Source organism: Paraburkholderia phymatum STM815 (genome assembly GCF_000020045.1).
GTDB classification, from domain to species: domain Bacteria; phylum Pseudomonadota; class Gammaproteobacteria; order Burkholderiales; family Burkholderiaceae; genus Paraburkholderia; species Paraburkholderia phymatum.
On sequence record NC_010623.1, the window covers coordinates 375,465 to 398,716 of the forward strand.

Genomic DNA, 23,252 nt, shown 5'->3' on the forward strand with positions numbered 1-23,252 from the left:
TACTTACTGTGCAGCCGATGCTGCTTCGTCGCTCGCGGCCTTGGCGGGCGCTGCCTTCTTGTGTGCGTGGTGCTTCTTTGCGTGATGCTTCTTCGCGTGATGCTTCGCAGCCGGTGCCGGTGCCGGTGCCGGTGCCGGCGCCGATGCGGCTGCCGGCGCTGCTTCCGTAGCGGCGGGAGCCGATGCCTGCGCGAAAGCGGCGATCGAGAACAGACCTGCCAGAGCGGCAGCGATGATGTGCTTGTTCATACTTGAGATACCTCAATAGCTTTAGTTATTGACTGACGGCTCGCTGGCCGCCCGACCGGATGGGGTCATCGCTCTAAACGCGCCGACGCGTGAAGGGTTGACGCATGTTTCCCGACGCGCCGCATTCTTGACACATCTTGACTCAAAAGCTTCGCCACGCCGTGTTCCGTTCCGTCACGTCTTCAATGAAGGACAGCGTTGATCTGCACGACATCCGTGAGGCCGAGCGTCGACGTATCGCCCTTGAGCAGCATCAGCGCGACGACCGTGTCGTAGCGCGCGGCGAACAGGTCGCGCTGCGCCGCGTAAAACATGTCGATAGCGCGCAGCACGTCGGTACTCGTGCGCGTGCCGACCTTGTAACCGATCCGCGTCGCCGCAAGCGTGTCGCGACACGACGCCACGAAACGCGCCAACAGCTCGACCCGCGTACGTCCCTCCTGGTAGCGCGCAAAGTTGTCGCGAGCGGATGCGTCGGCGGCACGCACGGCACTCACGAGCGCCTCTTGCGCCTTGTCCTGCAACGCCTGCGTCTCGCGGACCCTGGACTGCATCGCGCCACCCGCGTAGAGCGGAATGGAAACGGACAGCATGCCCGTTGTCGTCGTGGCAGGCCGCGCGTAGCCCGATGCCGCGCCCGCAGGCGTATACGTGCCCGTTGCGTAGACGGACGGATAGTGCGCCCCCTCCGCCTTGCTGACATCGAGCTTCGCGATCTGCCAGTCGAGTTGCTTTTGCTGGACCCCGTAGCCGTGGTCCTTCGCCTGCGCTGCCCATGCATCCGCGTCTTCGGGCACGAGGCGCGGCAGGGCCAGGCCGTCGGGCAGCCGTGCGAGCGCGTCGAACGGTACGCCCGTCGCCTGCTGGAGCGCACGGCGCTTCGTCTGCAACGCGCTCTGGGCGTCGGCGTGCTGCAGCGTCGCCTGGTCGAGGGCCGTCTGCGCCTCGCGCACGTCGACGACGGTCGCCTCGCCGGCCGCGCGGTTGCGCTGCAAGACATGGCAATGGGCATCGACAGCGGCACGGTAGTCGGCCGTACGCGTCACCTCGTCGTCCGCAGCAAGTGCTTCGAAATACGCGCGCACGGCACGCAGCAGCGCGGCCTGCTGCGCCGCGCCGACGTCGACGCCGCCACGCGCCTCGACATAGTCGGCTTGCCGGTAGGCCGCCCATCGGGTCCAGTCGAAGATCGGCTGCGTCAGGGAAACGGTCCAGCCGTTTTGCCAGTACGACTGACGTGGAAAGCCCTCTGTCTCGATGCTGTTGTAAGTGCGCCCCCAGCCGGCGGAAATCTGCGGCAGCAACGCGGCGCGCGCCTGCGGGACGGCCTCCTGCGCGGCGACATAAGCTGCGCGTGCCTGCGCGAGATCGGCATCGTGACCGAGTGCCTGCTGCACGACAGTGACGAGATCGGCCGCGTGTGCGGCTGTCCCTGCCACGCAAAGCGCGACGGCAAACAATGAAGCTTTGAACCTACACATGCAACGGATCGACAGCATTGAGATGAGTGGGACCTGAAAGCTCGCGTACGAGCGCGCCATCGACGAGGCGGTAGCGCTGATCGAAGCTCGCCGCGAGCGACGTGTCGTGCGTGATAACCACGACGGTGCAGGCAAGCCGCTGCAACAGCTCGCCGATCTGGCTGACGGACGCGGGATCGAGGTTCGACGTCGGTTCGTCGAGCAGCAGCAGACTGCGCTCCTGATACAACGCGCGCGCCAGCAGCAGGCGCTGCCGCTGTCCTGCTGAGATATTCGCGATCGTGTCGCTGATGATCGTGCGCGTTCGCATTGGCAAACGCATGACGTCGTTCCATAGTCCAACGTTTTCGAGCGTCGACTGCAACCGCTCTTCGTCGATGCTGCCCGAGAACAGCGACACGTTGTCCGCAATCGACCCATGCAGGATCAGATCGCCCTGACGCATATGCGCGGCATGGCGGCGGATCTCGTCGACCGTCAGGTTCTGCCAGGCAATGCCGTTCAATGCAATGTGCCCGTACTGCAACGGCTCCGCGGCCGACAGCAGCTTGAACAGCGTCGACTTGCCCGCGCCCGAAGGCCCCGTGATCGCGATCTTGTCGCCAGCGCGAATCTCGAGGCTGGCGTCTTTCAGCACCGGCTGATCCGAGACCCCGTAACTGAACGTCACGCCACGCACCTCGATGCGCTCGAACCTGCGAACTTCCGTTGCGCGCTGGATATCGGACGAAGGCGTATAGCGCTCCTCTTCGCATTCGACGATATCGTCGACGCGCGCGACAGGCACGCTCAGCATGAAGCGCGCAAACACAGCGTTCACCACGCTGGCGAAGCGATCAGACATCAGCGACTTGTAGATCAGGAACGAGTAGAACACGCCGACGGAGATTTTCCCGCCCAGCATGAGCCGCGCGGAGACCCATGTGATCGCGAGCGTATCGGCATACTGAACTGCCTTCAGGCAGCTGTCGCGCGCGCTGCCCAGACGATTACCCGTCAGCAGCGCCGTCACGTACTCGCGATACTTCGTCATGAACATAGCAGTGCGTCGCGTTTCTCCTTGCGCGAGCTTGATCAGCGACGCAGCGCGTATCGTTTCAATCAGTGCATCGTCGCAACGGGCCGATGTCTCCAGCAAGAGTGCGTGGTTGTCGCGCATCGGTGCGAACACGCCGAGTGCAATCGACAGGTAGAGACCGAACATCGCCAGTGCAACGCCCGTGAGCAGCGGGCTCTGAACCAGCATCAAGGCGAGCGCGAGCAGGCCGACCGACGCATCGACGCACATATGCGTAACGGTGCGCGTCGCGTGCCGGCTGATTTCGTCTTGCGCCTTCACCCGCGCGAATATATCGCCAACGTGCCGCTTTTCGAACCATGACATCGGATTGCGCAAAAGATGCCCCAGCAAGCCCTGGGTTGCATGGATCTGAACTCGCTGATGCAACAGCTCGATCAGACGCGATTCGACGTACTGACTCAGTGCGCCCACCGCGAAGATGCCCGCAAATGTCAGCACGAGCACATTCAGCAGATTGAGATTGTCGGCCGCGACCACATAGTCGAGCGTCAGGTTGCCGAGATAAGGCGCCGCGAGAATCGCGAACTGACTGCCTGTCATCACGAACATCAGCTTGCCGAGATGGCCCCGCAGATCCGGGTTAAGTGCCCGTATCCGCACAAGCGCCCGCGGCACCTGCGATTTTGCGCGGATGCGCGGCATCGACGGCGTCGGCGAGCATTCGAGCAGAAAGCCCGACACCGCCGATGAGAACGTGTCCATCGCAATGCGTCGCCGTCCGGTCGCTGGATCGAGAATCTGGACGTAGCCGCGCCCACACTTCTCGAACACGACGAAATGCGCGCCGCCGAAATGCACGATCGAACCGCGCCTGATAGTCGGCACGTCCTCGATCCCGAAGCGGTACGCCTGCACCGCAAGGCCGAATTCCGTGGCCATGTCGTAGAGATCCATCAGCGACAGTCCGTTCGCGGAGATGGGCCGGTACACGGACAGCTCGCGCACCTCGGTTGCCCGGCCCAGATGCGTGAGCACCATCGCGAGGCACGCATAGCCGCATTCCGCCACTTCATTCTGAAAAATCATGCGCATCAGCGTCACCCTCTCAACGTGCGGAACAGTGGCTCGAGTACCCATTCCGCGATCGTCCGGCGTTCGACGACGATACTCGCCGTCGCGCGCATGCCGGGCAGGATGTCGAAGCGCTGCTTCCCGTAGTCGAAGGTCCGGCCGCGCAGGGTCGCCCACGCCATGAAATCGCCATCGCCCGTTTCCTTCGGCGCCGCCGGCGACGCAGGGGCAACAGACATGCCCGACTGGATCGTAGTCGGCGAGATCGCATCGACGCGGGCGTCGTAGGTGCCGAACTTGACATACGGAAACGCATCGAACTTGAGACGCACCGTCTGCCCCGTATGCACGAAGCCGCGCCGGCGCGACGGCATGCGCAGCGCGGCGCGCAGCGCGCTTCTGTCGTCGGTGACGATGACGAGCGCGACATCGGCTGCATCGAGCGTGCGCCCGGGCACGAGATTCGAGAACGCGACGACGCCCGACTTCGGTGCCGAGATGGTCGAATCCTGGCGCGCCTGCTCGAAGCGCATGCGGATATCCTGTATCTCGCGAACATGGCGTGCATCGTTCTCTTTCAATTGCGCCGCGAGATTGCCTTGCGTGCTGTGCAGCGCGACGATCTCGCCTGCCAGCTGCTGACGCCGCGCCAGACCCTGCGCGACGGAGATTTTCATCTGATGCGTGTCGGCGCTCGCCTGCTCGATGCGATCGGCGGTCACATAGTCGGACACCGATTGCAGCCTGCCAAGCTTCTGTTGCGCCTCGCTGACCAGTTGCCGGTTCTGCTCGATCTGCTCGTCAAGCGCACGCGCTTCGGCTTGACGGGCAGCGGCGGTCGCGTTCGACGCGTCGAGTTGCGCCGCAAGTTGAGCCCTGCGCTGGTCGTACTGCAAATCGACCATGCGAATCTGCTCATCGCGCATCTGCTCATCGAACTGCGGACGCTGACGGCCGTCGCTCGCGAGCGACAGGTCGCGCTGCACGCTGAAGAGCGGCGTGCCCTGATGCACGCGTTCACCGGGATGCACATAGACGGATGACACAAGGCCGCTCGTGCCCTGCACCTTCACATCGGAAGGCGAGACGATTTCGCACTGAACGTCCTGTTTGAGTTCGACTTCATGCACAAAGCCGAAAGCGACGGCCCCGGCGACGATGGTGGACGCACCGTAAGCGATCCATCGCCACGGCACATCGTTGAATTGCGGAAGGCTGGTGGGTTCCATGATGTTCTGCGCGATCGGAACGGTCCCTACGACGCGTCACGTGTTACTTCGCGGCCGCGAATGCATACAGCGACGGATGACCGGTAACGAGGGAGGATTCGAAATTGCCCCTGAGCGCCTGTTCGATCTGCTGGGCGACACGTTGCGGCGCATCTGCATCGGCGAGCCGGATCGGCTCCAGCACCGTTCCACCAAATCTGCCGCGCTCGAAACACAGGTAGAACGGCAGCAGGACCGCGCCGAGCGGCCCACCCATGCGAAACACGCCATTGTGAATGCGCGCCGCACTGCCGAAGATCGACACGCCGACCGTTTCCATCGGGTAGCGATGCAGCGTGTAGGGCGGCACATCGGCGAACACGACGACGACGCCGTGCCGCCTGAGCGAGCGCGCCACTTGCAGACCCAGGCCGCTGCGATTGTTCTGGTCGTAGGTATAAAGCACGTCGATGTCGGGGATCATCGCGCCATCGCTACCGTACAGGTCGCGCGGCATGCCGGACACGACACCGATACGCGCAAGGCCGAGTTTCACCCGCAGGTCGTCGATCACATAGATGTTCGCGTACTGCGATACGTAGTGAAACGGCGACACGATGACGGGAGATCCAGGCGCATCGCGCCTGATTTGCCCGATTGCCTGCGCGAGCAAGCCGGCGATCCGTTGAAGATCCGGCCATGCCTCGTCGAACCGGCGCTGGCGACCGAAATGCAGGCGCTGGTCGATCAGCGATTCCCGCGTGCGAGCAGCGAGCAGGCGCACACGTCCGGGGCTCGCCACTTTCATCACCTCGCGGCAGAAATCGGCACGCTCGCTCGCGAGCGCGCGCCCGTTCGCGTCGAATAGCGCCCGTAATAGCGCAGCGCAGGCGGCAATCGGCTGGAGGGCGGCGACGGGAACGCGGGACATCACCACGCAACGGGCACCGAGGCGCGCACACCGCAGCGCGCCAGTGCATGCGAGGCGCAGCACGCACAAGGGCATGTGAAGCCGCGACAATATATTCATTGGACTATCGGGGGGCATGAAGTGCAAAGCCCCACGCCTGCGCGTGGGGCTCATCGGACAACGTTCCGTCAATCTCGGCTACTACGACGACACATGGTCATCGCTCGCCTGCGACGCGCTGCCCGGTACATCAGGCGCTCTTGACCACGATCGTGATCGTGTTCGTACTGGAGCTGGTGCTCGAACTCGTATTCGTGGTGGTCTTGTTGGTCGACGATTTGCAGCAGCCGCCCGCCACCGTCGCTTTCGCCAATGCCATACGTTCAATCTTTTGCATCTGTTTCTTCCTTAATGGAGGTCAATGAATCAGCTTATTACCGCTCAACCCGCCGACGGAAACGATCCATCGGCTTTGACCATTGCCGCGTCATCGCCTGCAGTCGACGACACCCAACGTTCAATCTTGCCTCGACCAGCGCTCAATGCCTCACGGGCGGCGAAATAGTGCCACCGCCTGACTGTCCTCCCGACGAACTGCTGCCGCCCGAAATCACGAACGTGATCGTGGTGGTGCTCGAACTGGAGCTCGCACTATAACTTGAGCTTCCGCCCCCGGCGACCTTCACCTGCTCCAATGCGTTGCGATCTATCTTTTGCATACCAATTTCCTCTTGAAGGACTGACAAAGACTATGTTTCCCGTTCCCCTCGATCGGCCGTGCGCGTCAAGTCAATACTCTGTTATCGCGACGTCGCGGCGACGGGCGATGATGCATTCCACTCCGATAACGGGGGCGTCGCGGGCAGCGCGGCGCTCAGCAACATCAGCTTCGCTGCGCCGTCGGTCTGGTCGGCTGTCGCGACATTCACTGCAATAGTCTGCTCGACGGTGGATGCGCTTTCCCGCACACTGACCGTCAAAGGACGTTCGCTGCCAAACCAGCCACCGAAGTCCGGCGCCCGCGGCGCCTGCGCAACCCGTTCGCTTTCGACAGGCCGCATGACGTCACGCGAGAGCACCTCACCGGCTGCAAGGTCGCAACCGTTCGTGCAACGCGGCACCAGCGTCGCCTCGCTCGCGCGCGTGACAAGTTGGCCAGGCGCCGGTGGATTTCGATGCGCATACAACCGTTCTCGCCGCCGTCGGTGGATCACTGAACATCGCGGACGAACATGGCCGACGCTGGCCATCGACTTGTGCCGGCAATGCGACGCAAGCGGCCTGCATGCGGATCGCGCGACTTCACAACGCGTCCGCCGTGTGCGCGAACGCGACACGACGGAATGAGCGTGCCGTGTCGTACGGCCCGCGTTGACGGCCGGAAGCCTGGACGTCTGCGCACCGTCAAAGTCCATCGCATTCGCGCTGGAAGAGTTGAACGTCGCACCTCCGAATGCGTCCACCAAGTCGCATAAGAGACACATCACCGCAAAGCACAACGAAACTTTACTCCGTACTGCCATTCTGTTCAGATTGATTTTCGGATTGCGTGAGTCTCCTCATTCAAGAAAGTCTTTACTATAGGATTTCTTCTATTTATTCGCATACCTACACAATTTGACGTAAAAACACATTCCGACAACTTCGGCAATCACAATGTTTGATTCGTCAGTGAATCGCGAGATAGAATCCGCCCAGCTCGTAGATCCTCCTGAATCGATTCAACAATTCCGAGGCTCCTACATCACACACGCCAATTGAAATAGCAACGCCTCAAAGTCCGCTTGCTGCCAACATGAACCCTAGCCGCGCCTTCAGGATTGTCATCGCCGACGACCACCCAGTCATCCGGCACGCTGTCATCCATGCATTGAACGGCCTCCCCGGCTTCACGGTCGACGCCGCCGTGAAGTCCGGCGCCGAACTGCTCGGCGTGCTGTCTCAAGGCAAATGGGACCTCATCATCACCGACTTCACGATGGACACCGGCAAGAGCGAGACTGACGGCCTCAGCCTGATCGGTCAGTTGTGCAGACAGCATCCTGACGTTCCTGTCGTCGTGTTCACGATGCTTAACAATGACGACATGCTTGCCCGCCTGTCGCGCTCAGGGGTCGCGGGCGTCGTGGACAAATGCGAAGGCGTCGAGGAATTCCGCTCGGCCGCGCTTGAAGTCATGCATCACCGGCGACCTTATTTTTCCGCAAAAATACGCATGCGTCTGCAGCATCTGAACTTCGGCAACGGCCGCAGAGGAGGCGAGCCCGCTTTGACGAAGAAAGAACTGGAGGTGATCCGGCTGTTCGCGTCCGGCGCGTCGCTCACCGACATTGCCCGTCACCTGAACCGATCGCTTTCGACCATCGCGACGCAAAAAAGCGCGGCAATGAAGAAGCTCTATCTGCAAACCAACGCCGATCTCGTCAAGTATGCGCAGGAAAATGGCTTGACGTGAAAAGGGCTGCTCGCAGCCCGCGAGCAGCCCTCTTTGCATCAAGCCCGTGGTTGGCGTCAGAAATTGAAGTTGTCGATATTGCTTGCGTCGAACGTCGTGGGCGGTCCGAGGATGATCTCGCCTTGCGCGCCGATCGTGCGCTTGCCGAGCTTGCCTGCATCGAACGATTCGCCTTCCTTGCCCGTGATCGCACCCGACGCCAGGCTCGCCGCCGCGTAGGCCGCGAGATAGCCCAACTGGCCCGGATCCCACAACTGGAACGCCTTCACGGTGCCATTCTTGACGAACGCACGCATCTGGTTCGGCGTACCGAGGCCCGTCACGGCAACCTTTCCCTTGCTCGACGACGTCGAGATATAGCGCGCCGCCGCCGCGATCCCGACCGACGTCGGCGCGACGATCGCCTTCAGATTCGGGTATGCCTGCAACAGACCTTGGGTCTCGACGAACGACTTCTGGTCGTCATCGTTGCCGTACGCGATTTTCACGAGTTTTAGCTTCGAATACTCCGGCTTCTTCAATTCCTCCTGCATCCACTTGATCCACGTATTCTGGTTGGTCGCGTTCGGCGTCGCGGACAGGATCGCGAACTCGCCCTCGCCGCCCATCAGCTTCGACACCAGCTGGATCTGTCCGCGTCCGATGCTCTCCGCGTTCGCCTGATTAACGAACAGTTGGCGGCCATCGTGCGCCGTATCCGAGTCGAACGTCACGACCTTGATGCCTTGTGACATCGCCTTCTTCAAATATGGCACGAGCGCGTTCGCGTCGTTGGCTGCGATCACGATTGCATCCTGGCGCTGCGTCGTCAGCGTGTTGATGTACGACACCTGCGACGACGCGCCCGCGTCCGAGGGCCCCACCACCTTGCCCTGCCCCTTGAACTCCTTGATCGCCGCCATCCCGCCGTCGTCGGCGATCACTTCGTACGGGTTGTTGATCTGCTTCGGCACGAACGCGATCTTCAGGTCGGGCTTGATGCCGGCGGCAGCCGCCGCCGCGACGCTGGCGCCGAGCATGGCCGCGCAAAGCAGCATCGCTCCTGCGTGACGCAGTGGTTTGTTCATCTCTTGTCTCCTGGTGGTGGTTCGGACTTTTTGCGTCCGATGGGTTTGCACGGCATGACGCGCGATGCTAGGGCGCGGTCGGTTTCGTCAATGCTTGAGCGGCAATCAGCTTGCGGTCCCGCATCGCGCGCCAGCGCGCGACCAGATTCGGAATCAGCACCGAGGCGAGCAGCAGCGCGCCCGTGACGATGGTCAGCGTTTCGCTCGATACGTCGTCGAGCGTCAACGCATTTTTCAATACGCCGATGATCAGCAGCGACAGCAGCACGCCAACCATCGACCCGCGCCCGCCGAAGATACTCACACCGCCGAACAGCACGGCCGCGATCACCGACAGCTCGAAGCCCTCGCCGTTGTCGCCGCGCGCGCTGGTGAAACGCAACGTGTAGACGATGCCCGCCAGCGCGCTCATGAAGCCGGACAGCACGAACAGGAGCAGGCGCACCTTCGCGACCTCGATGCCCGAGAACGCGGCCGCCGTCGAGTTCGCGCCGATCGCATAGAGGCAGCGGCCGAACGCCGTCGCCTGCAGCAGCACCGTGAACAGCACCGCGCACACGATGACGATCGCGAACGGCAACGGAACGAACGTGCCGAACAGCGTATCCATGCCGAACGCCGTGTAGTTCGGCGGGAAATCGGCGACGGCCTGATCGCCGAGCAGCACATACGAGAGACCGCGAAACAGCGCGAGTGTGCCGATCGTCACTGCGAGCGAAGGCAGGTTCAGCTTCACGATCACGAGCCCGTTCAGCAGGCCCGCAATCATGCCGGACGCCAGCACGAGCACGATCACGACGGGCATCGGCAGGCCCATGTGCCACAGCACGCCCATCAGCGCGCTCGACGCGCCGAGCACCGACGCCACGGACAGATCGATCTCCGCTGCGACGATGATGAGCGTCATCGGCAGTGCCATCAAGGCGATCTCCGCGAGATCGGCGAGCACGTTGCTGAGGTTAGCGCCTGTCAGGAACACGGGCGACAGCACGCGCCCCAAGCCGAGCGACGCGATCAGCACGACGACCAGCAAGGTCTCCCAACGCAGCGGCGTTTCGCGTTTGCGCGTGAGCAGCGCGGAATCTGGTTTAGCCATGATCGCGTTTCCTCATCATGCGTTTAGCGACGGAGCGGGCAAGCAGCGTATCGGCGGCAATGGCGGCGACGATCAGCGCGCCTTCGATCGCCTGCTCCCAGAACGGGGAAACATGCAGCACGACGAGCGCGATGCTGATCACGCCGAGCACGAGCGCACCGAGCGTCGCGCCCAGGACGGTGCCGACCCCGCCCGTGATCGCCACGCTGCCGACCACGGCAGCCGCGACGACCTGCAGTTCGATGCCCTTCGCGGTGCTGGCGTCGACGGTGCCGAAGCGCGCGAGCCACAGGGCACCCGCAAAACCCGCTATCGCGCCCGACAGCATGAATCCTGACATGACGCGCCGCTCCACATCGATACCCGCGAGCCGTGCGGCTTCCGGATTCGAACCGATCGCATAATGCTCGCGGCCCGCGCGGAACTGCTTCAGATAGAACGACAACGCGAACAGCACGACGGCGGCAATCAACGCGAGCGTCGGTATGCCGAGCAGCGTGCCCGTTGCGAGACGCGAGTATGCTTCGGGCAGACTGGTCGCGTTGATCTGGCCGCCGTGCACCCACGCGTAATCGGCACCACGGAAGATGTAGAGCGTCGACAAGGTCGCCACCAGCGACGGCACGCGTCCCACGGCAATCAGCAACGCATTGATGCCGCCCGCCGTCAGCCCGATCGCGACGCCCGCCAGCAGTGCCAGCAGCACGGGCATGTGCGGAAACGCCACGTACAGGCTGCCGACGGCATACGCGCTGATGCCGACCGTCGACCCGACGGAGAGATCGATATGCCGCATCAGGATCACGACGGTCATGCCCGCCGTCAACAGGCTGATGATCGACACGTTGAGCAGCACGTCGCGCAGATTCTGCAAGTTCAGGAACTGTGGCCGCGCGAGTGACGTGCCGAGTATCAGCAGAATCAGCACGACGAAGAGCGTTGTCTCGCGGCTCTTTGCGAGCGCGCCGACGAGGCCGCCCGGCCCGGAGCGGGTGTGCCGCAGCGGCGCGTGTTCGATCGACGCCGCATGTGAATGAGTCGAATGCCGGATCATGCTGCGCGCCCCAGTAATGCCGCCGATTGGCCGAGTGCCGCGCTCATGATCCGTTCCTCGCTAGCATCGGCGCGCGCGATCTCGGCACTGATGCGGCCTTCGTGCATCACCAGCACGCGGTCGGCCATGCCGAGCACTTCAGGCAGTTCGCTCGAAATCATCAGCACCGCCATGCCTTCCTGCACGAGTTCGGATAGCGCGCCATACACCTCGGCCTTCGCGCCGACGTCGATGCCGCGCGTCGGCTCGTCGATGATGAGCACCTTCGGGCCTGTCGCAAGCCACTTGCCGAGCACCACTTTCTGCTGGTTGCCTCCCGAGAGCGTGCCGACGGGCGCGGACGGGTCGCTTGCCTTCAGGCGCAGCCGCGTGCCCCAGCGCGTTGCAAGCTGTGTTTCGCTGCGCGAAGAAATCAGGCCATGGCGCACGAGCCGTCCGAGCACCGTCATCGACGCGTTGCGCGCGATGCTCAGTTCGAGCGCGAGCCCTTGCTGGCGGCGGTCTTCCGGTACGAGCGCGAGGCCCGCGCGCACAGCGGCAGCGGGATTGCCCGTCGGGAGCAGCTTGCCCGCGACGCGCACTTCACCTGAATCGATGGGATCGATGCCGAAGATCGCACGCGCCACTTCGCTGCGGCCCGCGCCGACCAGTCCCGCGAGCGCGACGATTTCGCCCGCTCGCACCTCGAACGAGATGTCCTTGAACACGCCCGTGCGCGTCAGTTTGCGCACCGCCAAACGCACGTCGCCGGGCTTCACGTCCGCTTTCGGATAGAACGTTTCCAGATCGCGTCCGACCATCTTCGCGACCACGGACTCCGTCGTCATTTCGGCGGTCGGCGCATCGAACACCTTCGCGCCGTCGCGCATGATCGTGACGTGCTGCGTCAACGCGAACACCTCGTCGAGCCGGTGGGTGATGAACAGGATCGCCACGTCGCGCTCGCGCAGCTTGCGCACGATTGTGAACAGCCGCTCCACTTCGGGCAGCGACAGCGCCGCCGTCGGCTCGTCCATGATCAGTACATTCGCGTTCAGCGACAGCGCTTTCGCGATCTCGATCACTTGCTGATCGGCGATCGACAGCCCCCGCACGAGGCGGTCCGCACGCAGATCGACGCCGAGCGACGCGAGCAGACCGTCGACTTCGCGACGCATCGCATCGTGCTGGATGCGGCCAAAGCGGTCGACGGGCTGCCGTCCCATGAAGATGTTCTCGGCAATCGAGAGATCGAAGAACAGCGTCGGTTCCTGATAGATCACCGCGAGTCCCGCATCGCGCGCTTCGGCGGGCGTCGCGAAGCGGCGCTCGATGCCATCGACGCGAAGCAAGCCCGTATCCGGTTGATGCACGCCGGCGAGTATCTTGACAAGCGTCGATTTGCCCGCGCCGTTCTCGCCGAGCAGCGCGTGCACTTCGCCGGGCCATAGCACGAGTTCGCCATCCGACAGCGCGCGCACGCGCCCGAACGTCTTGCTTGCGTGCCGCAGTTCGAGCCTCGGCACGTCCTGAGTGTTTCGCTGTTGCTGCACCGTCTCCTCCTTCATGCTGCGACTGCGGATTTCGTGAGTCTTCGAATGCTTGCCGAGGACGTTTCAGATACGGTAAAGGCGCTCGGCGTTGCGCACGAACAGCGCGTTTTTCTCGGCGTCGCTCGCGGCGCCGACGATGGCCGCATACGCGCGCCACAAATCGCCGTATGAGCCGAACTGCCCGTCGACGGGGAAGTTCGACGCGAACATCGCGCGCCCGACGCCGAACGTGTCGATGGTTTCGAGCACATAGGGCCGCAGGCTTTCGACCGTCCACGCATGATCGAACATCGCGAGTCCGCTGATCTTCACGGCGACGTTCGGGCACTGCGCGAGCGTCTTCATCCCTTCTCGCCATGCGCGATAGCCAGCGACGCTGTTGCGATCGACGAACATCCCCGCATGATTGACGATGAACTGCGTGTCGTGATGCTCGTTGGCCAGCCTGGCTGCCTCTTCCATCTGCGACGGATAAAGCTGCGCGTCGAACGACATGCCGTGCTTGCGCAGCAGCCTGAAGTTCTCGCGCCACGTCGGTTCCCGCATCAAGTGACGGCCGACGTAGTCGTAAAGTCTGTCGTGGTGCACATTGAGGATCTGCCGCACGCCCCGCGTGTTGGCGAATGCCGCATGGTGCTCGAGCACATCGGCGGCGTTGGCGGCCGACAGGTCGACGGCCGCGACGATGCCGTTGGGCATCGCGCGCGAACCCGCCGCGCCGGCTACCTCTTGCAGCCAGCGCGTTTCTTCGACGGGATCTTGCGGATCGTGATTGGCCTCGACGTGCACGCACTTGAGCAGTTCAATCTCGCCTGCATCTTTCAGCAGATCCGCGATCAGATAGTCGTGCTTCAGCGCGCGCGCATCGCCGACGAACGACACCCCTGGGTTGGCGAGCCAAGGGTAGTGATGCGTCTTCAGATCCCACAGGTGAATGTGCGGGTCGACAACTTTCATGGCGCGTCCTTCGTCGCGGGCGCGTGCACCGCGAGCGTCGCGAATCAGTTGGAGGGATGCTGCAGTTCGAATAATGGAATGAGCGCTTGCTGGAGCGGCGTACGGTCGGGTGCCGTCTGCATGATGTCGGCCATGTAATCCCACCATTTGCGCATCACGGCGAGTTCGGGCAGGCGCTCCATCGAATGGTCTGCCGTGCGCGTCAGGACCGCGAACAGATGGTGCGTGTCGTCGTCGAGAAAGATCCGGTAATCGCGCACGCCGGCGTTGTGCAGCTTACTGACGAGTTCCGGCCAGATCTCCCGATGCCGGCGCTCGTACTCGTCGCGCATGCCACGGTTCAGCACCATCCGGAAAGCGATTGTGTCCATGCCGCGCTTGTCTCCAGTGTCTTCGATCACTTGTTCTTGCCGCTCTCTAAGGTAGCGTCTTGATGCGACTATAATTCGGGCGTCGATAGCATCTCAATCCGTTGTTGGGATTGGGCGATACTGAAAACGAATCGCTGACCGCCCCAACCTGCCGACCTCACATGAGCCAGAACGCTGCCACTGTCGCCCTCGTCAACCGGCTCAAGTTCAAGCATCTTGCGCTGCTCGTCGCGCTCGACGACGCCCGCAACGTGCACCAGGCCGCCGACGCCATCAATGTTGCACAGCCGAGCGCGAGCCGTATGCTCGGCGACATCGAGGAAGCGCTCGGCTTTCTGCTGTTTGAGCGCAATGCGCGCGGCATGCAGCCAACACCGCTGGGCGTCGTCACGCTGGCGTATGCACGGCGCGCGCTCGCGGAGCTGACGCGTTTTTCCGAGGATCTGGATGTGAAGCGCAAGGGCGGGCATGGGCAATTGACTGTCGGTGCGATCATGGGTGCGGCGCCCGATCTGCTGGCGATGGCTGTCGCTGCGCTCAAGACTGAGCGGCCGCTGCTGCATGTTTGCATTCTCGGCGAGACCAGCGATCAGGTGGTGCAATTGCTGCATCGCCGCGAGGTTGATCTTGCGCTGGGGCGTTTGACCAATCCGTTGCAGCACAATGACTTCAGTTTTGAGCCTTTGGCCAGGGAGACGCTCACGCTCGTGGTTAGATCTGTGCATCCCCTGGCGAAGCGGGCTTCTATTTCGCTGCGCGAGCTGATGGAATGGCCTTGGGTTGCGCAGCCTATTTCGAGCCCCGCTCGGGTGCTGTTCGAAGAAGAACTTGCACGGGCTGGGCTCGGGACGCCGGCCAATCTCACTGAATGCGCTTCGATATTCGCAACCTTGCAGTTGCTCGAAAACTATGACGCTGTCGCGATGTTGCCGGAGTCCGTCGTGAGGGATCACGTGCGTGGCAAGCTGCTTGTTGCGTTGCCGGTGGAGATTGGCAAGAGCCTTGCCGGGTTTGGCATTCTCACGCGGAAGGAAGAGGCTCTTGCTGAGCCTGCACAGCGGTTTGTTGAATTGCTACGGGTTTACTCGGCGAGGCTTTCTAAAGATGAGCCTCTAGCTGTGCAATAGCCTTCTTTTATCTGCGACGCCGAGTTTGGCCGCGGCGCGGCCGGTTCGGTTCTTTGCTTGTGCTTTCGCTGGCATCCGCGATTTGCTTCTGGTTGGCTGGCGTTGCTCTCTCGTGCGGGGCAGCGCGCGTCGCCGCGCCGTTTGTGCTGCGGGCCGTTGCGGCCGTCACCGGTTGCAGGCCGGAACGACCATACGAACAGGGTCAAAATTGGCATCGCCGCGCCGCAGGCAAAAACGCCGACTGCCTCGCTGAAAAAAACCTACTGCAAATTCACAAACAACCCGCCATCAACGAGCAAAGCGGCGCCAGTGACATACCTGGCCCGGTCGGAGGCCAAAAACACCACACACTCGGCGACGTCATCCGGCCGCCCCAACCGCCCAAGTGGAATGCGCTTCTCGAAGTAAGCCTTCTTGCCTTCATCGGCAAGGTCCTCGGCATTGAGATCGGTGGCAATCGTGCCAGGCATGACAGAGTTACACCGGATCCCGAAGGGCCCAAGCGCAACAGCACATGACTGCATTAAAGAATGCACCCCGGCCTTGGTCGGCGTGTAATGCGTCTGCATGCCGCCGCCGACCAACGCGCTAATCGAGCTCGTCGCAACGATCGCCCCACCCGTGCCCTGCGCTTTCATCTGCTGCGCAGCGGCCTGCGTGACAAAGAACGCGCCATTCAGATTGACGGCAACAGTCGTTTCGAGTACCTCGACAGGCATATCGAGAAACGCATGAAACGGGCAAATACCCGCATTGCTGGCCAACACATCGACCTTGCCAAATGCCTCCACCGTGCGCCGCACGAGCTCGGTACCTGTTGCCTTCACAGCGACATTCCCCTCGACGGCGATCACGCGCCGTCCCAGCGCCTCGATCTCGCCGACCACCTCGTCGACCGCCGATCTGCGGTCATACGATGCGTCGTTATCGCCCCAGTAATTGACGGCGACATCCGCGCCTTCGCGTGCGCATGCCACCGCGATCGCGCGGCCAATGCCGCGCGAGCCGCCCGTCACGATCACCGACTTGTCTTTCAGCAGCACAGGCGTCTCCTGGTTCAATGCTGATAAGGGCGCTCGAGCTTGCACTCGGGATTCAGCCGCACGCCGAAACCCGGCGTGTCGGGCACCCTCATGCGGCCGTTAACGGGCACGGGCTCGTCGAGCAGCAGCGGCGTAAACATCGGCACAACCTGGTCGGCCTTCGGCGCCATCATCAGGAACTCGGCGAACGGCGAGTTGTGGCGCGTGACAACGAAGTGATAGCTGTACACCGACGACCCGTGCGGCACGACCAGCACGTTATGCGCATCGGCGAGCGCGGAAATCTTGACCAGTTCCGTGATGCCTCCGCACCAGCCCACGTCCGGCTGGATCAGATCGCAGCAGCCCATCTCGAGCAGCATCCGGAAACCCCAGCGCGTCGCCTCGTGCTCGCCCGTCGACACCATCATGCCGCGCGGCACGTTGCGGCGCAGTTCGGCGTAACCCCAGTAATCGTCGGGCGGCAAGGCTTCTTCGATCCACTTCAGCCCGTGCTCGTGCGCCGCCTTCGCAAGCTTCGTCGCATACGTCACGTCGAGACTCATCCAGCAGTCGTACATCAGCCAGAAATCGCCGCCGACTCGTCCGCGCATCTCAGCCAGTTTGTCGATGTTCTTGCGCAAGCCCTCTTCGCCTTCGGCAGGACTGTGCTGCAGCGGCAGCTTGCCGCCGATAAAACCCATCTCCTTCGCCAGATCGGGCCGCGCACCCGTCGCGTAGAACTGCAGTTCGTCGCGCACCGGACCGCCCAATAGTTGATACACGGGCTCCTTGCGCACTTTCGCGAGTAGATCCCACAACGCAAGATCGACGCCCGATATCGTGTTGAGCACGACGCCCTTGCGCCCGTAATAGAGCGTCGAGAAGTACATCTGATCCCACATCTTCTCGATGTCCGTCACGAGCTGCCCTTCGAGGAAGCGCGCCAGATGCTTCTCGACGATGAACGCGCCGATCTCGCCGCCCGTGGTCACCGCGAAGCCGACCGTGCCGTCGCTCGCCTCGATTTCGACGACCAGCGTACCCAGCACGTTGATGCCGAACGACTGCCGGCTTTGCCGGTATTCGGGGTAACGCGCCATCGGCGTCGAGATGTGATCATCGATCCAGTGTCCGTCGGCCTGATCGTGGTAGTCCGCGCCGCCGCCGCGGACGACGAAGGCACGCACGTGCCGGATAGAGGGCATCGCCATGTTCTAAAGCTCCGTTCGTGGGTTGCGTGCGCCTCGCGTGTCAGCGGGCGCGATGAATGGGTTGCGGGAATGCCGACGTGTCGCGGCTGACGTCCCGGCGCATCAGCGTGCCGATCAGCAGCGCGGCCAGCAGGCTCGCCGCACCGAGCAGCAGCAGGCCCGCCGAAGTCGACTGGAACGCGTGCTCGGCGCTCGTGCGCAGCGTCGGCGCAATGAAGCCGCCCAGGCTGCCGAGCGAATTGATCAGCGCGATGCCGCCTGCCGCCGCCGCGCCCGTCAGATAGCGCGTCGGGAATGTCCAGAAGAGCGGCTGCGCCGCGATGAAGCCGCTCGCCGCACAGCACAGCGCGAGCAGCGCGGAGAGCGGGCTGTGCGCGAGACCCGATACGCCAATGCCGCAGCCCGCCAGCACCAGCAGCACGACAGCCCAGCGCCGGTGCGTACCCGTCAGGTCGGCCCGGCGCGGCACGTACCAGGTCAGCGCGAGCGCGCAGATCCACGGCACCGCCGCGACGAGACCGACGCGCAGGCCGACCGACTCGCCCATCAGCACGGCCACCTGCTGCGGCAGATAAAAGATCACGCCGTACACGCTCATCTGGATCAGCAGATAGATCGCCGACAGCAGCAGCACATGCCCGTCGACCAGCGCCGCAAGCAGGTTATGCGGACCATGCGCGGCCGCGGCGCGCGCGTCGTCATCGAGCGCCGCGCTCAAGGCCTGTCGCGCCTCGGGCGCGAGCCAGCGTGCATCCTCGGGACGATCGTCGAGATAGAAGAACGCCCACACGCCGACCACCGACGCCAGCCCGCCTTCGATCAAAAACAGCCACTGCCAGCCGGCGAGATCGAACGCGCCATGCAGGTCGAGCAGCAAGCCCGACAGCGGACTGCCGAACATGAACGCGAGCGGCGCGCCGAAATAGAACACGCCGACGGCGCGCGCACGCGCCGATTGCGGAAACCAGCGCGCAAGGTAATAGATCACGCCCGGGAAGAAGCCAGCCTCCGCGACGCCCAGCAGAAAGCGCAACGCGTAGAACGACGTCGCCGTGTGCGCGAGGCTCATGGCCGCCGACACGAGACCCCACGTCACCATGATCCGGCACATCCAGAGCCGCGCGCCGACGCGATGCAGCAACAGGTTGCTCGGCACCTCGAAGAGCGCGTAGCCGACAAAGAACACGCCGGCGCCAAACGCGAATGCCGCATTCGAAATGCCCGTGTCGTGCTGCAAGGCTTTCTGCGCAAAGCCGATGTTCGCGCGGTCGAGAAACGCCAACACGTACATCAGCAGCAGAAACGGCAGCAGGCGCCGCATCACCTGGCTGACGGCGGCGTCGAGCGTCGTCGTGGGTCGGGTCCGGTTCATCGAGTCTCCAGTGGCCTTGGTGCGAAAGCCGGGTGGCATGTCTATGCCGCCATTTTCATGATCGCGGCGCAGCCTAGTAAGTCGCGCGTCCGCCCGATAGATCGAATACCGAACCCGTGCTGAACGCGCAGTCTTCCGACCCGAGCCACAGGATCAGTGACGCGGCTTCGTCGGGCAGCAGGAAGCGGTTCATCGGTATTTTGGAAAGCATGTAATCGATGTGCTCCTGCTTCATCGAATCGAAGATTTCCGTTTTTGCGGCAGCCGGCGTAACCGCGTTGACGAGGATATTCTTCGTCGCGAGTTCCTTGCCGAGCGATTTGGTCAGGCCGATCAGCCCCGCCTTCGACGCGCTGTAGTGGGACGCGTTCGGATTGCCTTCCTTGCCCGCCACCGACGCGATATTGACGATGCGTCCGTAACCCTGCTTCAGCATCTGCGGCACGACCGCACGGCACACGAGATACGGGCCGATCAGATTCACGTCGATCACCTGCCGCCACACATCCGGCTCGAGTTCCCACGTCGTCCCGTTGCCGCCTGTGATGCCCGCACAGTTGATCAACACGTCGATCGCGCCGAAAGCGGCGAGCGTCTTGCCGACGGCGGCCTCGATCTGCGCCTCTTTGGTTTGATCGACGGTGACGGCGCAGACCTTGCCGAGTTCGGCGAGTTCGCGCTCGCTGCGGGCGAGCCGCTCAGCGTCCAGGTCCCACAGCGCGACGGCCGCGCCTGAACGCAGCGCGCGCTGCGCAACCGCATAGCCGATACCTCGCGCCCCGCCCGTAATGACGACGACACGCCCCTCCAGATCGATTCGATTCATGCTTGCGCTCCTGTGCATCCCTGATGCGCGTGGCTGCCGCACATTCGTTTTCTATGGACCGTGGCTGTTGCACGGCCCTCGGTGTACGCAATATAAATCGGTGACCGATACGTGAACAATTCGACTGTTGGATGGGGCGATAACAAAAGTGGATCGACGGACGAACGCGCGTGTCCCAAAGGCGCCCCGTCGGCGCGGACGAGCGGCCAGGCGCTTACGCGATGCCGAGCACGGAGCAAATCCGTTCGCCATAACGCGGCGCCATCTTCTCGTAGCCGTCGCCCGTTGGGTGAATCTCGTTTTCCCAGTCATTGCTGACGCCAGGCGAATTCGACGGCGCGGCGCCTCGACAATCCGGACGACTTCGTGCGCATTTAACCGCGTCGGCGCTCAAGCGCGAGCGTGACGGTCATACCCGTTCTTGCGCAAGGCGCGACAATGCCGCTGGACGCCGGCCTGCCCGCCGACATCAAGGATGTCGCTGCCGTCGCGTTGCGTACCCTGGCCCCAGTAAAGAGGCGCACGGCGCCGATTGCCCGCAGGCAAAAAAAAGCCCCGGATTCTTGCGAAACCGGGGCGAATCCCATGTCGAGGAGTTCTCATGGAGGAGACGGCTGCATCCTAATGCCGTCCTGCGCACGTTCCAACGAAGCCTTTTGCACAAGCAATCCACGACGGCGCGTGCAGCCGATAACCCTGATGCCGTTATATCGTTAGAACAAAAAGTCGTTTCCCGCTGCTACCATCGGTCACTAACATGGCGTTTCAGGCCCATCGCCCGTTCGCATGACAGACACGCCGCATGGTTCGAACGTGCATCCGGCCGGCCGCCACTGCAGCAAGGAGCTTGAAGTTGACCCGTTTCGACCAGAACCGCCGCCCTCTCGTGATCGGCATCGGCGGCACCACGCGCACCGCGTCGTCCACTGAACGCGCGCTCGGCTTCGCGCTGGGCGGCGCCGAACAGGCGGGCGCACGCACGCGGCTTTTCGGCGGCGCGTTCCTGCACAGCCTGCCGCACTACGCACCAGAAACCGCACAGCGCACCGACGAACAACGCGAACTGATCGAGGCCGTGCGCCACGCGGATGCGCTGGTCATCGCGACACCCGGTTATCACGGCGGCGTGTCGGGCCTCGTGAAGAACGCGCTCGATACGCTCGAAGAACTGCGCGCCGACGAACGTCCCTATCTCGACGGCCGCGCGGTCGGCTGCATCGTCACTGCGTATGGATGGCAGGCAGCAGGTTCCGTGCTGACGTCGCTGCGCTCGATCGTGCACGCGTTGCGTGGCTGGCCGACGCCGTTCGGCGCGGGCATCAACACGCTCGAAACGCGCTTCGAAACGGCCGATACGTGCTCGGATCCGAAAGTGGTCGATCAGTTGTCGACGGTCGGGCAACAGGCCGCGCAATTCGCTCTCGCGTTTCGCTCGCATCATACGGGTGGCGTCGCTGCGCACGCTGCAACGGATGACGCCGTCGATGCGCGCGACTCGAGAGTGCTCGCGCTCGCCAACTGATCCGCCGTTTCTCTCGTGCTTCAAATGCCATGCGCTGCTTCGATGCCGTGCATGGCGTTTTGCGTGCGATATCGAGCAACGGCCGCCGCGGCTCTTTCGCCTACCTCAGTGCACTCCCGCCGTCGTAACTTCTCCTCCTCTGTACGAAACCGCACGCGCACCGCGCCCGATGCGCGTCACAATCGAGCCGTCACTAGCGGTTCCTGGCAGAGCAGATCCCTCGCGAAAACGTAAAGCTTCCCCGGCCTGATTTGCTTCCGACGAATCGTTGGTTCAGTCGTCGAACGGGGTCGCTTACGCTTGGCGGGACGATCAGCAGCAGGGAGCAGCGCGATGAAAAATCCAAACAACTTCCGGACGAGGTCCGAACACCCGAAGCCAGAGAAGGCTGTGCGCGGCAGCCGGCATCTGCGCTACAAAGGCTACGAAGTCGCGCCTGCCGCGCAGCGCCTGCCCAACGGGCTGTTCGCGGCAAATCTCACGATCGAAAAAACGACGCCCGCCAGCGGCGCCCATGCGTACTCGTTCGACGCGCTCGACTACTTCTTCGACGAAGAACACGCGCTCGCCTACGCGTACCGCTGGGGGCGTCTATGGATCGACAGCCATCAATAAGCGCAGGGATGCATTGCAATTTTTGACGCCGTACAGCGCCTGAAACGCGCGCGTGAGCATCGCGCATGCCCGCTCGACGCCACAAAATGACGGGTTATGACAGAATAGCCGGAATAACTAGCCAAAGATTCCGCCTGACATGTCAGACACCCTGATCACGGAAGCAGAAGCCGCTCATGATCATGCGATGCGCCACTGGACCTTCGACGGCCATGCGCGCATGCGGATCGGCTCCGAAGAACACAAGCAGATGTTCTGCCGGATGCTGCTCGAAACGCATAACCCATACAAGCCCGCTGTCATCGACTGGCCCCAGTTGCCGCCCGATGCGCTCAAGCGCATCACGTCGCTGCCCATCTGGGACATCGCGGTGCAGACGGAAGGCCGCGCGTCGATCCGCGTCGCCACCTACGCCGGGCAGGTGCAAGATCCGCTCGTGCGCGAAGCGATCGAAATGGACGCCGCTGAAGAAGCGCGCCACAAGCACGTTCTGTCGCGCCTCGTCGCCGCATACGGCATCGAACTCGCGCCCGAACCCGACTACCCGGCGCCGCGCGATCCCGAATGGGCGTGGATGTTCACCGGCTACAGCGAGTGCATCGACAGCTTCTTCGCGTTCGGCCTGTTTCGTTCCGCGCAACTGTCCGGTTATTTCCCGGAGGAACTCGTCGACACCTTCGAGCCCGTCATCCAGGAAGAAGCGCGCCACATCCTCTTTTTCGTCAACTGGGTCGCGTGGTACCGCCGCACGATGCCGTGGTGGCGGCGTCCGTGGCATTCGCTGCGGGTCGGCGCGATCTGGGTCAAACTGATCTGGGACCGGGTCGCGATCGCGAAAGGCATCGACTCGAATGGCGTCGCGCACGACTCGAACTTTCTGCCCGCCAACAGCGCGACCATCGGCCAGGCACTCTCGACGCGTCAACTGATCGAACTCTGTCTCCAGGAAAACGACCAACGGATGGCGGGCTACGACAAACGGCTCGTACGTCCGATGCTCGTTCCGAAGCTGGCTCGCCTCGCGCTGCGGCTCATGCGCGCCCAATGAGCGACCTGCCGCACCACCCGTGGCGCCACTGAAG

The 23,252-nt window shown here is 63.1% G+C and carries 22 protein-coding genes; 5 read left to right on the plus strand and 17 right to left on the minus strand.

The genetic code is table 11. The features are described 5' to 3' along the window. Positions 1 to 3: 3 nt before the first annotated feature. From BPHY_RS17495 to BPHY_RS17520, 7 genes are all read right to left on the minus strand, one after another. Positions 4 to 249 (minus strand): hypothetical protein, encoded by a 246-nt coding sequence (locus BPHY_RS17495; protein WP_012402778.1) that lies wholly within the window; start codon positions 247 to 249, stop codon positions 4 to 6. 182 nt (positions 250 to 431) lie between these two features. Continuing rightward, positions 432 to 1,730 (minus strand): TolC family outer membrane protein, encoded by a 1,299-nt coding sequence (locus tag BPHY_RS17500; protein ID WP_012402779.1) that lies wholly within the window; start codon positions 1,728 to 1,730, stop codon positions 432 to 434. After that, positions 1,723 to 3,843 carry a peptidase domain-containing ABC transporter gene (locus BPHY_RS17505; protein WP_012402780.1) on the minus strand — a complete coding sequence of 707 codons (2,121 nt, stop codon included), beginning with the start codon at positions 3,841 to 3,843 and terminating at the stop codon, positions 1,723 to 1,725. The genes BPHY_RS17500 and BPHY_RS17505 overlap by 8 nt, the downstream gene beginning before the upstream one ends. A 5-nt stretch (positions 3,844 to 3,848) precedes the next feature. Further along, positions 3,849 to 5,051 (minus strand): HlyD family efflux transporter periplasmic adaptor subunit, encoded by a 1,203-nt coding sequence (locus tag BPHY_RS17510; RefSeq protein ID WP_012402781.1) that lies wholly within the window; start codon positions 5,049 to 5,051, stop codon positions 3,849 to 3,851. A 43-nt stretch (positions 5,052 to 5,094) separates the two neighbouring features. Beyond that, entirely contained in the window at positions 5,095 to 5,961 is an 867-nt protein-coding gene (locus tag BPHY_RS17515; RefSeq protein ID WP_157686621.1) for a lysophospholipid acyltransferase family protein, read from the minus strand. A gap of 229 nt (positions 5,962 to 6,190) precedes the next feature. After that, on the minus strand, positions 6,191 to 6,337 hold the full coding sequence (locus tag BPHY_RS41785; protein WP_157686623.1) for a hypothetical protein: 147 nt from the start codon (positions 6,335 to 6,337) through the stop codon (positions 6,191 to 6,193). A 403-nt stretch (positions 6,338 to 6,740) separates the two neighbouring features. Continuing rightward, positions 6,741 to 7,001, minus strand: coding sequence for a hypothetical protein (locus BPHY_RS17520; protein ID WP_157686625.1), 261 nt, complete (start codon positions 6,999 to 7,001; stop codon positions 6,741 to 6,743). Between the two features lie 734 nt (positions 7,002 to 7,735). Here BPHY_RS17520 and BPHY_RS17525 point away from each other — a divergent pair. Further along, positions 7,736 to 8,395, plus strand: coding sequence for a response regulator transcription factor (locus tag BPHY_RS17525; protein ID WP_012402785.1), 660 nt, complete (start codon positions 7,736 to 7,738; stop codon positions 8,393 to 8,395). 56 nt (positions 8,396 to 8,451) lie between these two features. Here the strand turns inward: BPHY_RS17525 and rhaS are convergent, their stop codons facing one another. From rhaS to BPHY_RS17555, 6 genes are all read right to left on the minus strand, one after another. Continuing rightward, the gene (gene rhaS / locus BPHY_RS17530) at positions 8,452 to 9,462 is read right to left on the minus strand and encodes a rhamnose ABC transporter substrate-binding protein (protein ID WP_012402786.1); all 1,011 of its coding nucleotides are present in this window, start codon (positions 9,460 to 9,462) and stop codon (positions 8,452 to 8,454) included. Positions 9,463 to 9,529: 67 nt separating this feature from the next. Further along, positions 9,530 to 10,558, minus strand: a complete 1,029-nt coding sequence (locus BPHY_RS17535) for an ABC transporter permease (RefSeq protein ID WP_012402787.1) — start codon at positions 10,556 to 10,558, stop codon at positions 9,530 to 9,532. Beyond that, positions 10,551 to 11,612, minus strand: coding sequence for an ABC transporter permease (locus BPHY_RS17540; RefSeq protein ID WP_012402788.1), 1,062 nt, complete (start codon positions 11,610 to 11,612; stop codon positions 10,551 to 10,553). The genes BPHY_RS17535 and BPHY_RS17540 overlap by 8 nt, the downstream gene beginning before the upstream one ends. Then, complete coding sequence (locus BPHY_RS17545) at positions 11,609 to 13,159, minus strand: sugar ABC transporter ATP-binding protein (RefSeq protein ID WP_012402789.1); 1,551 nt, start codon at positions 13,157 to 13,159, stop codon at positions 11,609 to 11,611. Before BPHY_RS17545 ends, BPHY_RS17540 begins: the two co-directional genes overlap by 4 nt. Before the next feature lie 48 nt (positions 13,160 to 13,207). Then, positions 13,208 to 14,101 carry an amidohydrolase family protein gene (locus tag BPHY_RS17550; RefSeq protein ID WP_012402790.1) on the minus strand — a complete coding sequence of 298 codons (894 nt, stop codon included), beginning with the start codon at positions 14,099 to 14,101 and terminating at the stop codon, positions 13,208 to 13,210. Positions 14,102 to 14,145: 44 nt separating this feature from the next. Next, positions 14,146 to 14,472, minus strand: a complete 327-nt coding sequence (locus BPHY_RS17555) for an L-rhamnose mutarotase (RefSeq protein ID WP_012402791.1) — start codon at positions 14,470 to 14,472, stop codon at positions 14,146 to 14,148. Between the two features lie 161 nt (positions 14,473 to 14,633). Here BPHY_RS17555 and BPHY_RS17560 point away from each other — a divergent pair, with 161 nt between their 5' ends. Then, positions 14,634 to 15,599, plus strand: coding sequence for a LysR family transcriptional regulator (locus BPHY_RS17560; RefSeq protein WP_012402792.1), 966 nt, complete (start codon positions 14,634 to 14,636; stop codon positions 15,597 to 15,599). 260 nt (positions 15,600 to 15,859) lie between these two features. On the opposite strand, the gene BPHY_RS17565 is transcribed toward BPHY_RS17560, so the two are convergent. The 4 genes from BPHY_RS17565 to BPHY_RS17580 form a co-directional block, all read right to left on the minus strand. Beyond that, a complete protein-coding gene (locus BPHY_RS17565; protein ID WP_012402793.1) occupies positions 15,860 to 16,642 on the minus strand; it encodes an SDR family NAD(P)-dependent oxidoreductase in 783 nt (260 codons plus the stop codon). A 14-nt stretch (positions 16,643 to 16,656) separates the two neighbouring features. Beyond that, positions 16,657 to 17,835, minus strand: a complete 1,179-nt coding sequence (gene rhmD / locus BPHY_RS17570; RefSeq protein WP_012402794.1) for an L-rhamnonate dehydratase — start codon at positions 17,833 to 17,835, stop codon at positions 16,657 to 16,659. A 40-nt stretch (positions 17,836 to 17,875) separates the two neighbouring features. Further along, complete coding sequence (locus BPHY_RS17575; RefSeq protein ID WP_012402795.1) at positions 17,876 to 19,207, minus strand: MFS transporter; 1,332 nt, start codon at positions 19,205 to 19,207, stop codon at positions 17,876 to 17,878. 73 nt (positions 19,208 to 19,280) lie between these two features. Next, positions 19,281 to 20,033 carry an SDR family NAD(P)-dependent oxidoreductase gene (locus tag BPHY_RS17580; protein ID WP_012402796.1) on the minus strand — a complete coding sequence of 251 codons (753 nt, stop codon included), beginning with the start codon at positions 20,031 to 20,033 and terminating at the stop codon, positions 19,281 to 19,283. 853 nt (positions 20,034 to 20,886) lie between these two features. On the opposite strand from BPHY_RS17580, the gene BPHY_RS17585 reads away from it, so the two are divergent. The 3 genes from BPHY_RS17585 to BPHY_RS17595 all read left to right on the plus strand — a co-directional run bounded on the left by BPHY_RS17585 (position 20,887) and on the right by BPHY_RS17595 (position 23,218). Further along, the gene (locus tag BPHY_RS17585; protein WP_041764998.1) at positions 20,887 to 21,555 is read left to right on the plus strand and encodes an NADPH-dependent FMN reductase; all 669 of its coding nucleotides are present in this window, start codon (positions 20,887 to 20,889) and stop codon (positions 21,553 to 21,555) included. Positions 21,556 to 21,945: 390 nt separating this feature from the next. Next, positions 21,946 to 22,170, plus strand: coding sequence for a hypothetical protein (locus BPHY_RS17590; RefSeq protein ID WP_041765001.1), 225 nt, complete (start codon positions 21,946 to 21,948; stop codon positions 22,168 to 22,170). A 139-nt stretch (positions 22,171 to 22,309) separates the two neighbouring features. Next, positions 22,310 to 23,218: a ferritin-like domain-containing protein gene (locus BPHY_RS17595; RefSeq protein WP_012402799.1), complete on the plus strand. Its 909-nt coding sequence runs from the start codon at positions 22,310 to 22,312 to the stop codon at positions 23,216 to 23,218. Positions 23,219 to 23,252 lie beyond the last annotated feature (34 nt).

Excerpts from the sequence above, each read along its gene's own strand:
- BPHY_RS17495 (WP_012402778.1), bottom strand. The coding sequence starts at position 249 with ATGAACAAGCACATCATCGCTGCCGCTCTGGCAGGTCTGTTCTCGATC.
- BPHY_RS17500 (WP_012402779.1), bottom strand. The coding sequence starts at position 1,730 with ATGTGTAGGTTCAAAGCTTCATTGTTTGCCGTCGCGCTTTGCGTGGCA.
- BPHY_RS17505 (WP_012402780.1), bottom strand. The coding sequence starts at position 3,843 with ATGCGCATGATTTTTCAGAATGAAGTGGCGGAATGCGGCTATGCGTGC.
- BPHY_RS17510 (WP_012402781.1), bottom strand. The coding sequence starts at position 5,051 with ATGGAACCCACCAGCCTTCCGCAATTCAACGATGTGCCGTGGCGATGG.
- BPHY_RS17515 (WP_157686621.1), bottom strand. The coding sequence starts at position 5,961 with ATGTCCCGCGTTCCCGTCGCCGCCCTCCAGCCGATTGCCGCCTGCGCT.
- BPHY_RS41785 (WP_157686623.1), bottom strand. The coding sequence starts at position 6,337 with ATGCAAAAGATTGAACGTATGGCATTGGCGAAAGCGACGGTGGCGGGC.
- BPHY_RS17520 (WP_157686625.1), bottom strand. The coding sequence starts at position 7,001 with ATGCGGCCTGTCGAAAGCGAACGGGTTGCGCAGGCGCCGCGGGCGCCG.
- BPHY_RS17525 (WP_012402785.1), top strand. The coding sequence starts at position 7,736 with ATGAACCCTAGCCGCGCCTTCAGGATTGTCATCGCCGACGACCACCCA.
- rhaS (WP_012402786.1), bottom strand. The coding sequence starts at position 9,462 with ATGAACAAACCACTGCGTCACGCAGGAGCGATGCTGCTTTGCGCGGCC.
- BPHY_RS17535 (WP_012402787.1), bottom strand. The coding sequence starts at position 10,558 with ATGGCTAAACCAGATTCCGCGCTGCTCACGCGCAAACGCGAAACGCCG.
- BPHY_RS17540 (WP_012402788.1), bottom strand. The coding sequence starts at position 11,612 with ATGATCCGGCATTCGACTCATTCACATGCGGCGTCGATCGAACACGCG.
- BPHY_RS17545 (WP_012402789.1), bottom strand. The coding sequence starts at position 13,159 with ATGAAGGAGGAGACGGTGCAGCAACAGCGAAACACTCAGGACGTGCCG.
- BPHY_RS17550 (WP_012402790.1), bottom strand. The coding sequence starts at position 14,101 with ATGAAAGTTGTCGACCCGCACATTCACCTGTGGGATCTGAAGACGCAT.
- BPHY_RS17555 (WP_012402791.1), bottom strand. The coding sequence starts at position 14,472 with ATGGACACAATCGCTTTCCGGATGGTGCTGAACCGTGGCATGCGCGAC.
- BPHY_RS17560 (WP_012402792.1), top strand. The coding sequence starts at position 14,634 with ATGAGCCAGAACGCTGCCACTGTCGCCCTCGTCAACCGGCTCAAGTTC.
- rhmD (WP_012402794.1), bottom strand. The coding sequence starts at position 17,835 with ATGGCGATGCCCTCTATCCGGCACGTGCGTGCCTTCGTCGTCCGCGGC.
- BPHY_RS17575 (WP_012402795.1), bottom strand. The coding sequence starts at position 19,207 with ATGAACCGGACCCGACCCACGACGACGCTCGACGCCGCCGTCAGCCAG.
- BPHY_RS17580 (WP_012402796.1), bottom strand. The coding sequence starts at position 20,033 with ATGAATCGAATCGATCTGGAGGGGCGTGTCGTCGTCATTACGGGCGGG.
- BPHY_RS17595 (WP_012402799.1), top strand. The coding sequence starts at position 22,310 with ATGTCAGACACCCTGATCACGGAAGCAGAAGCCGCTCATGATCATGCG.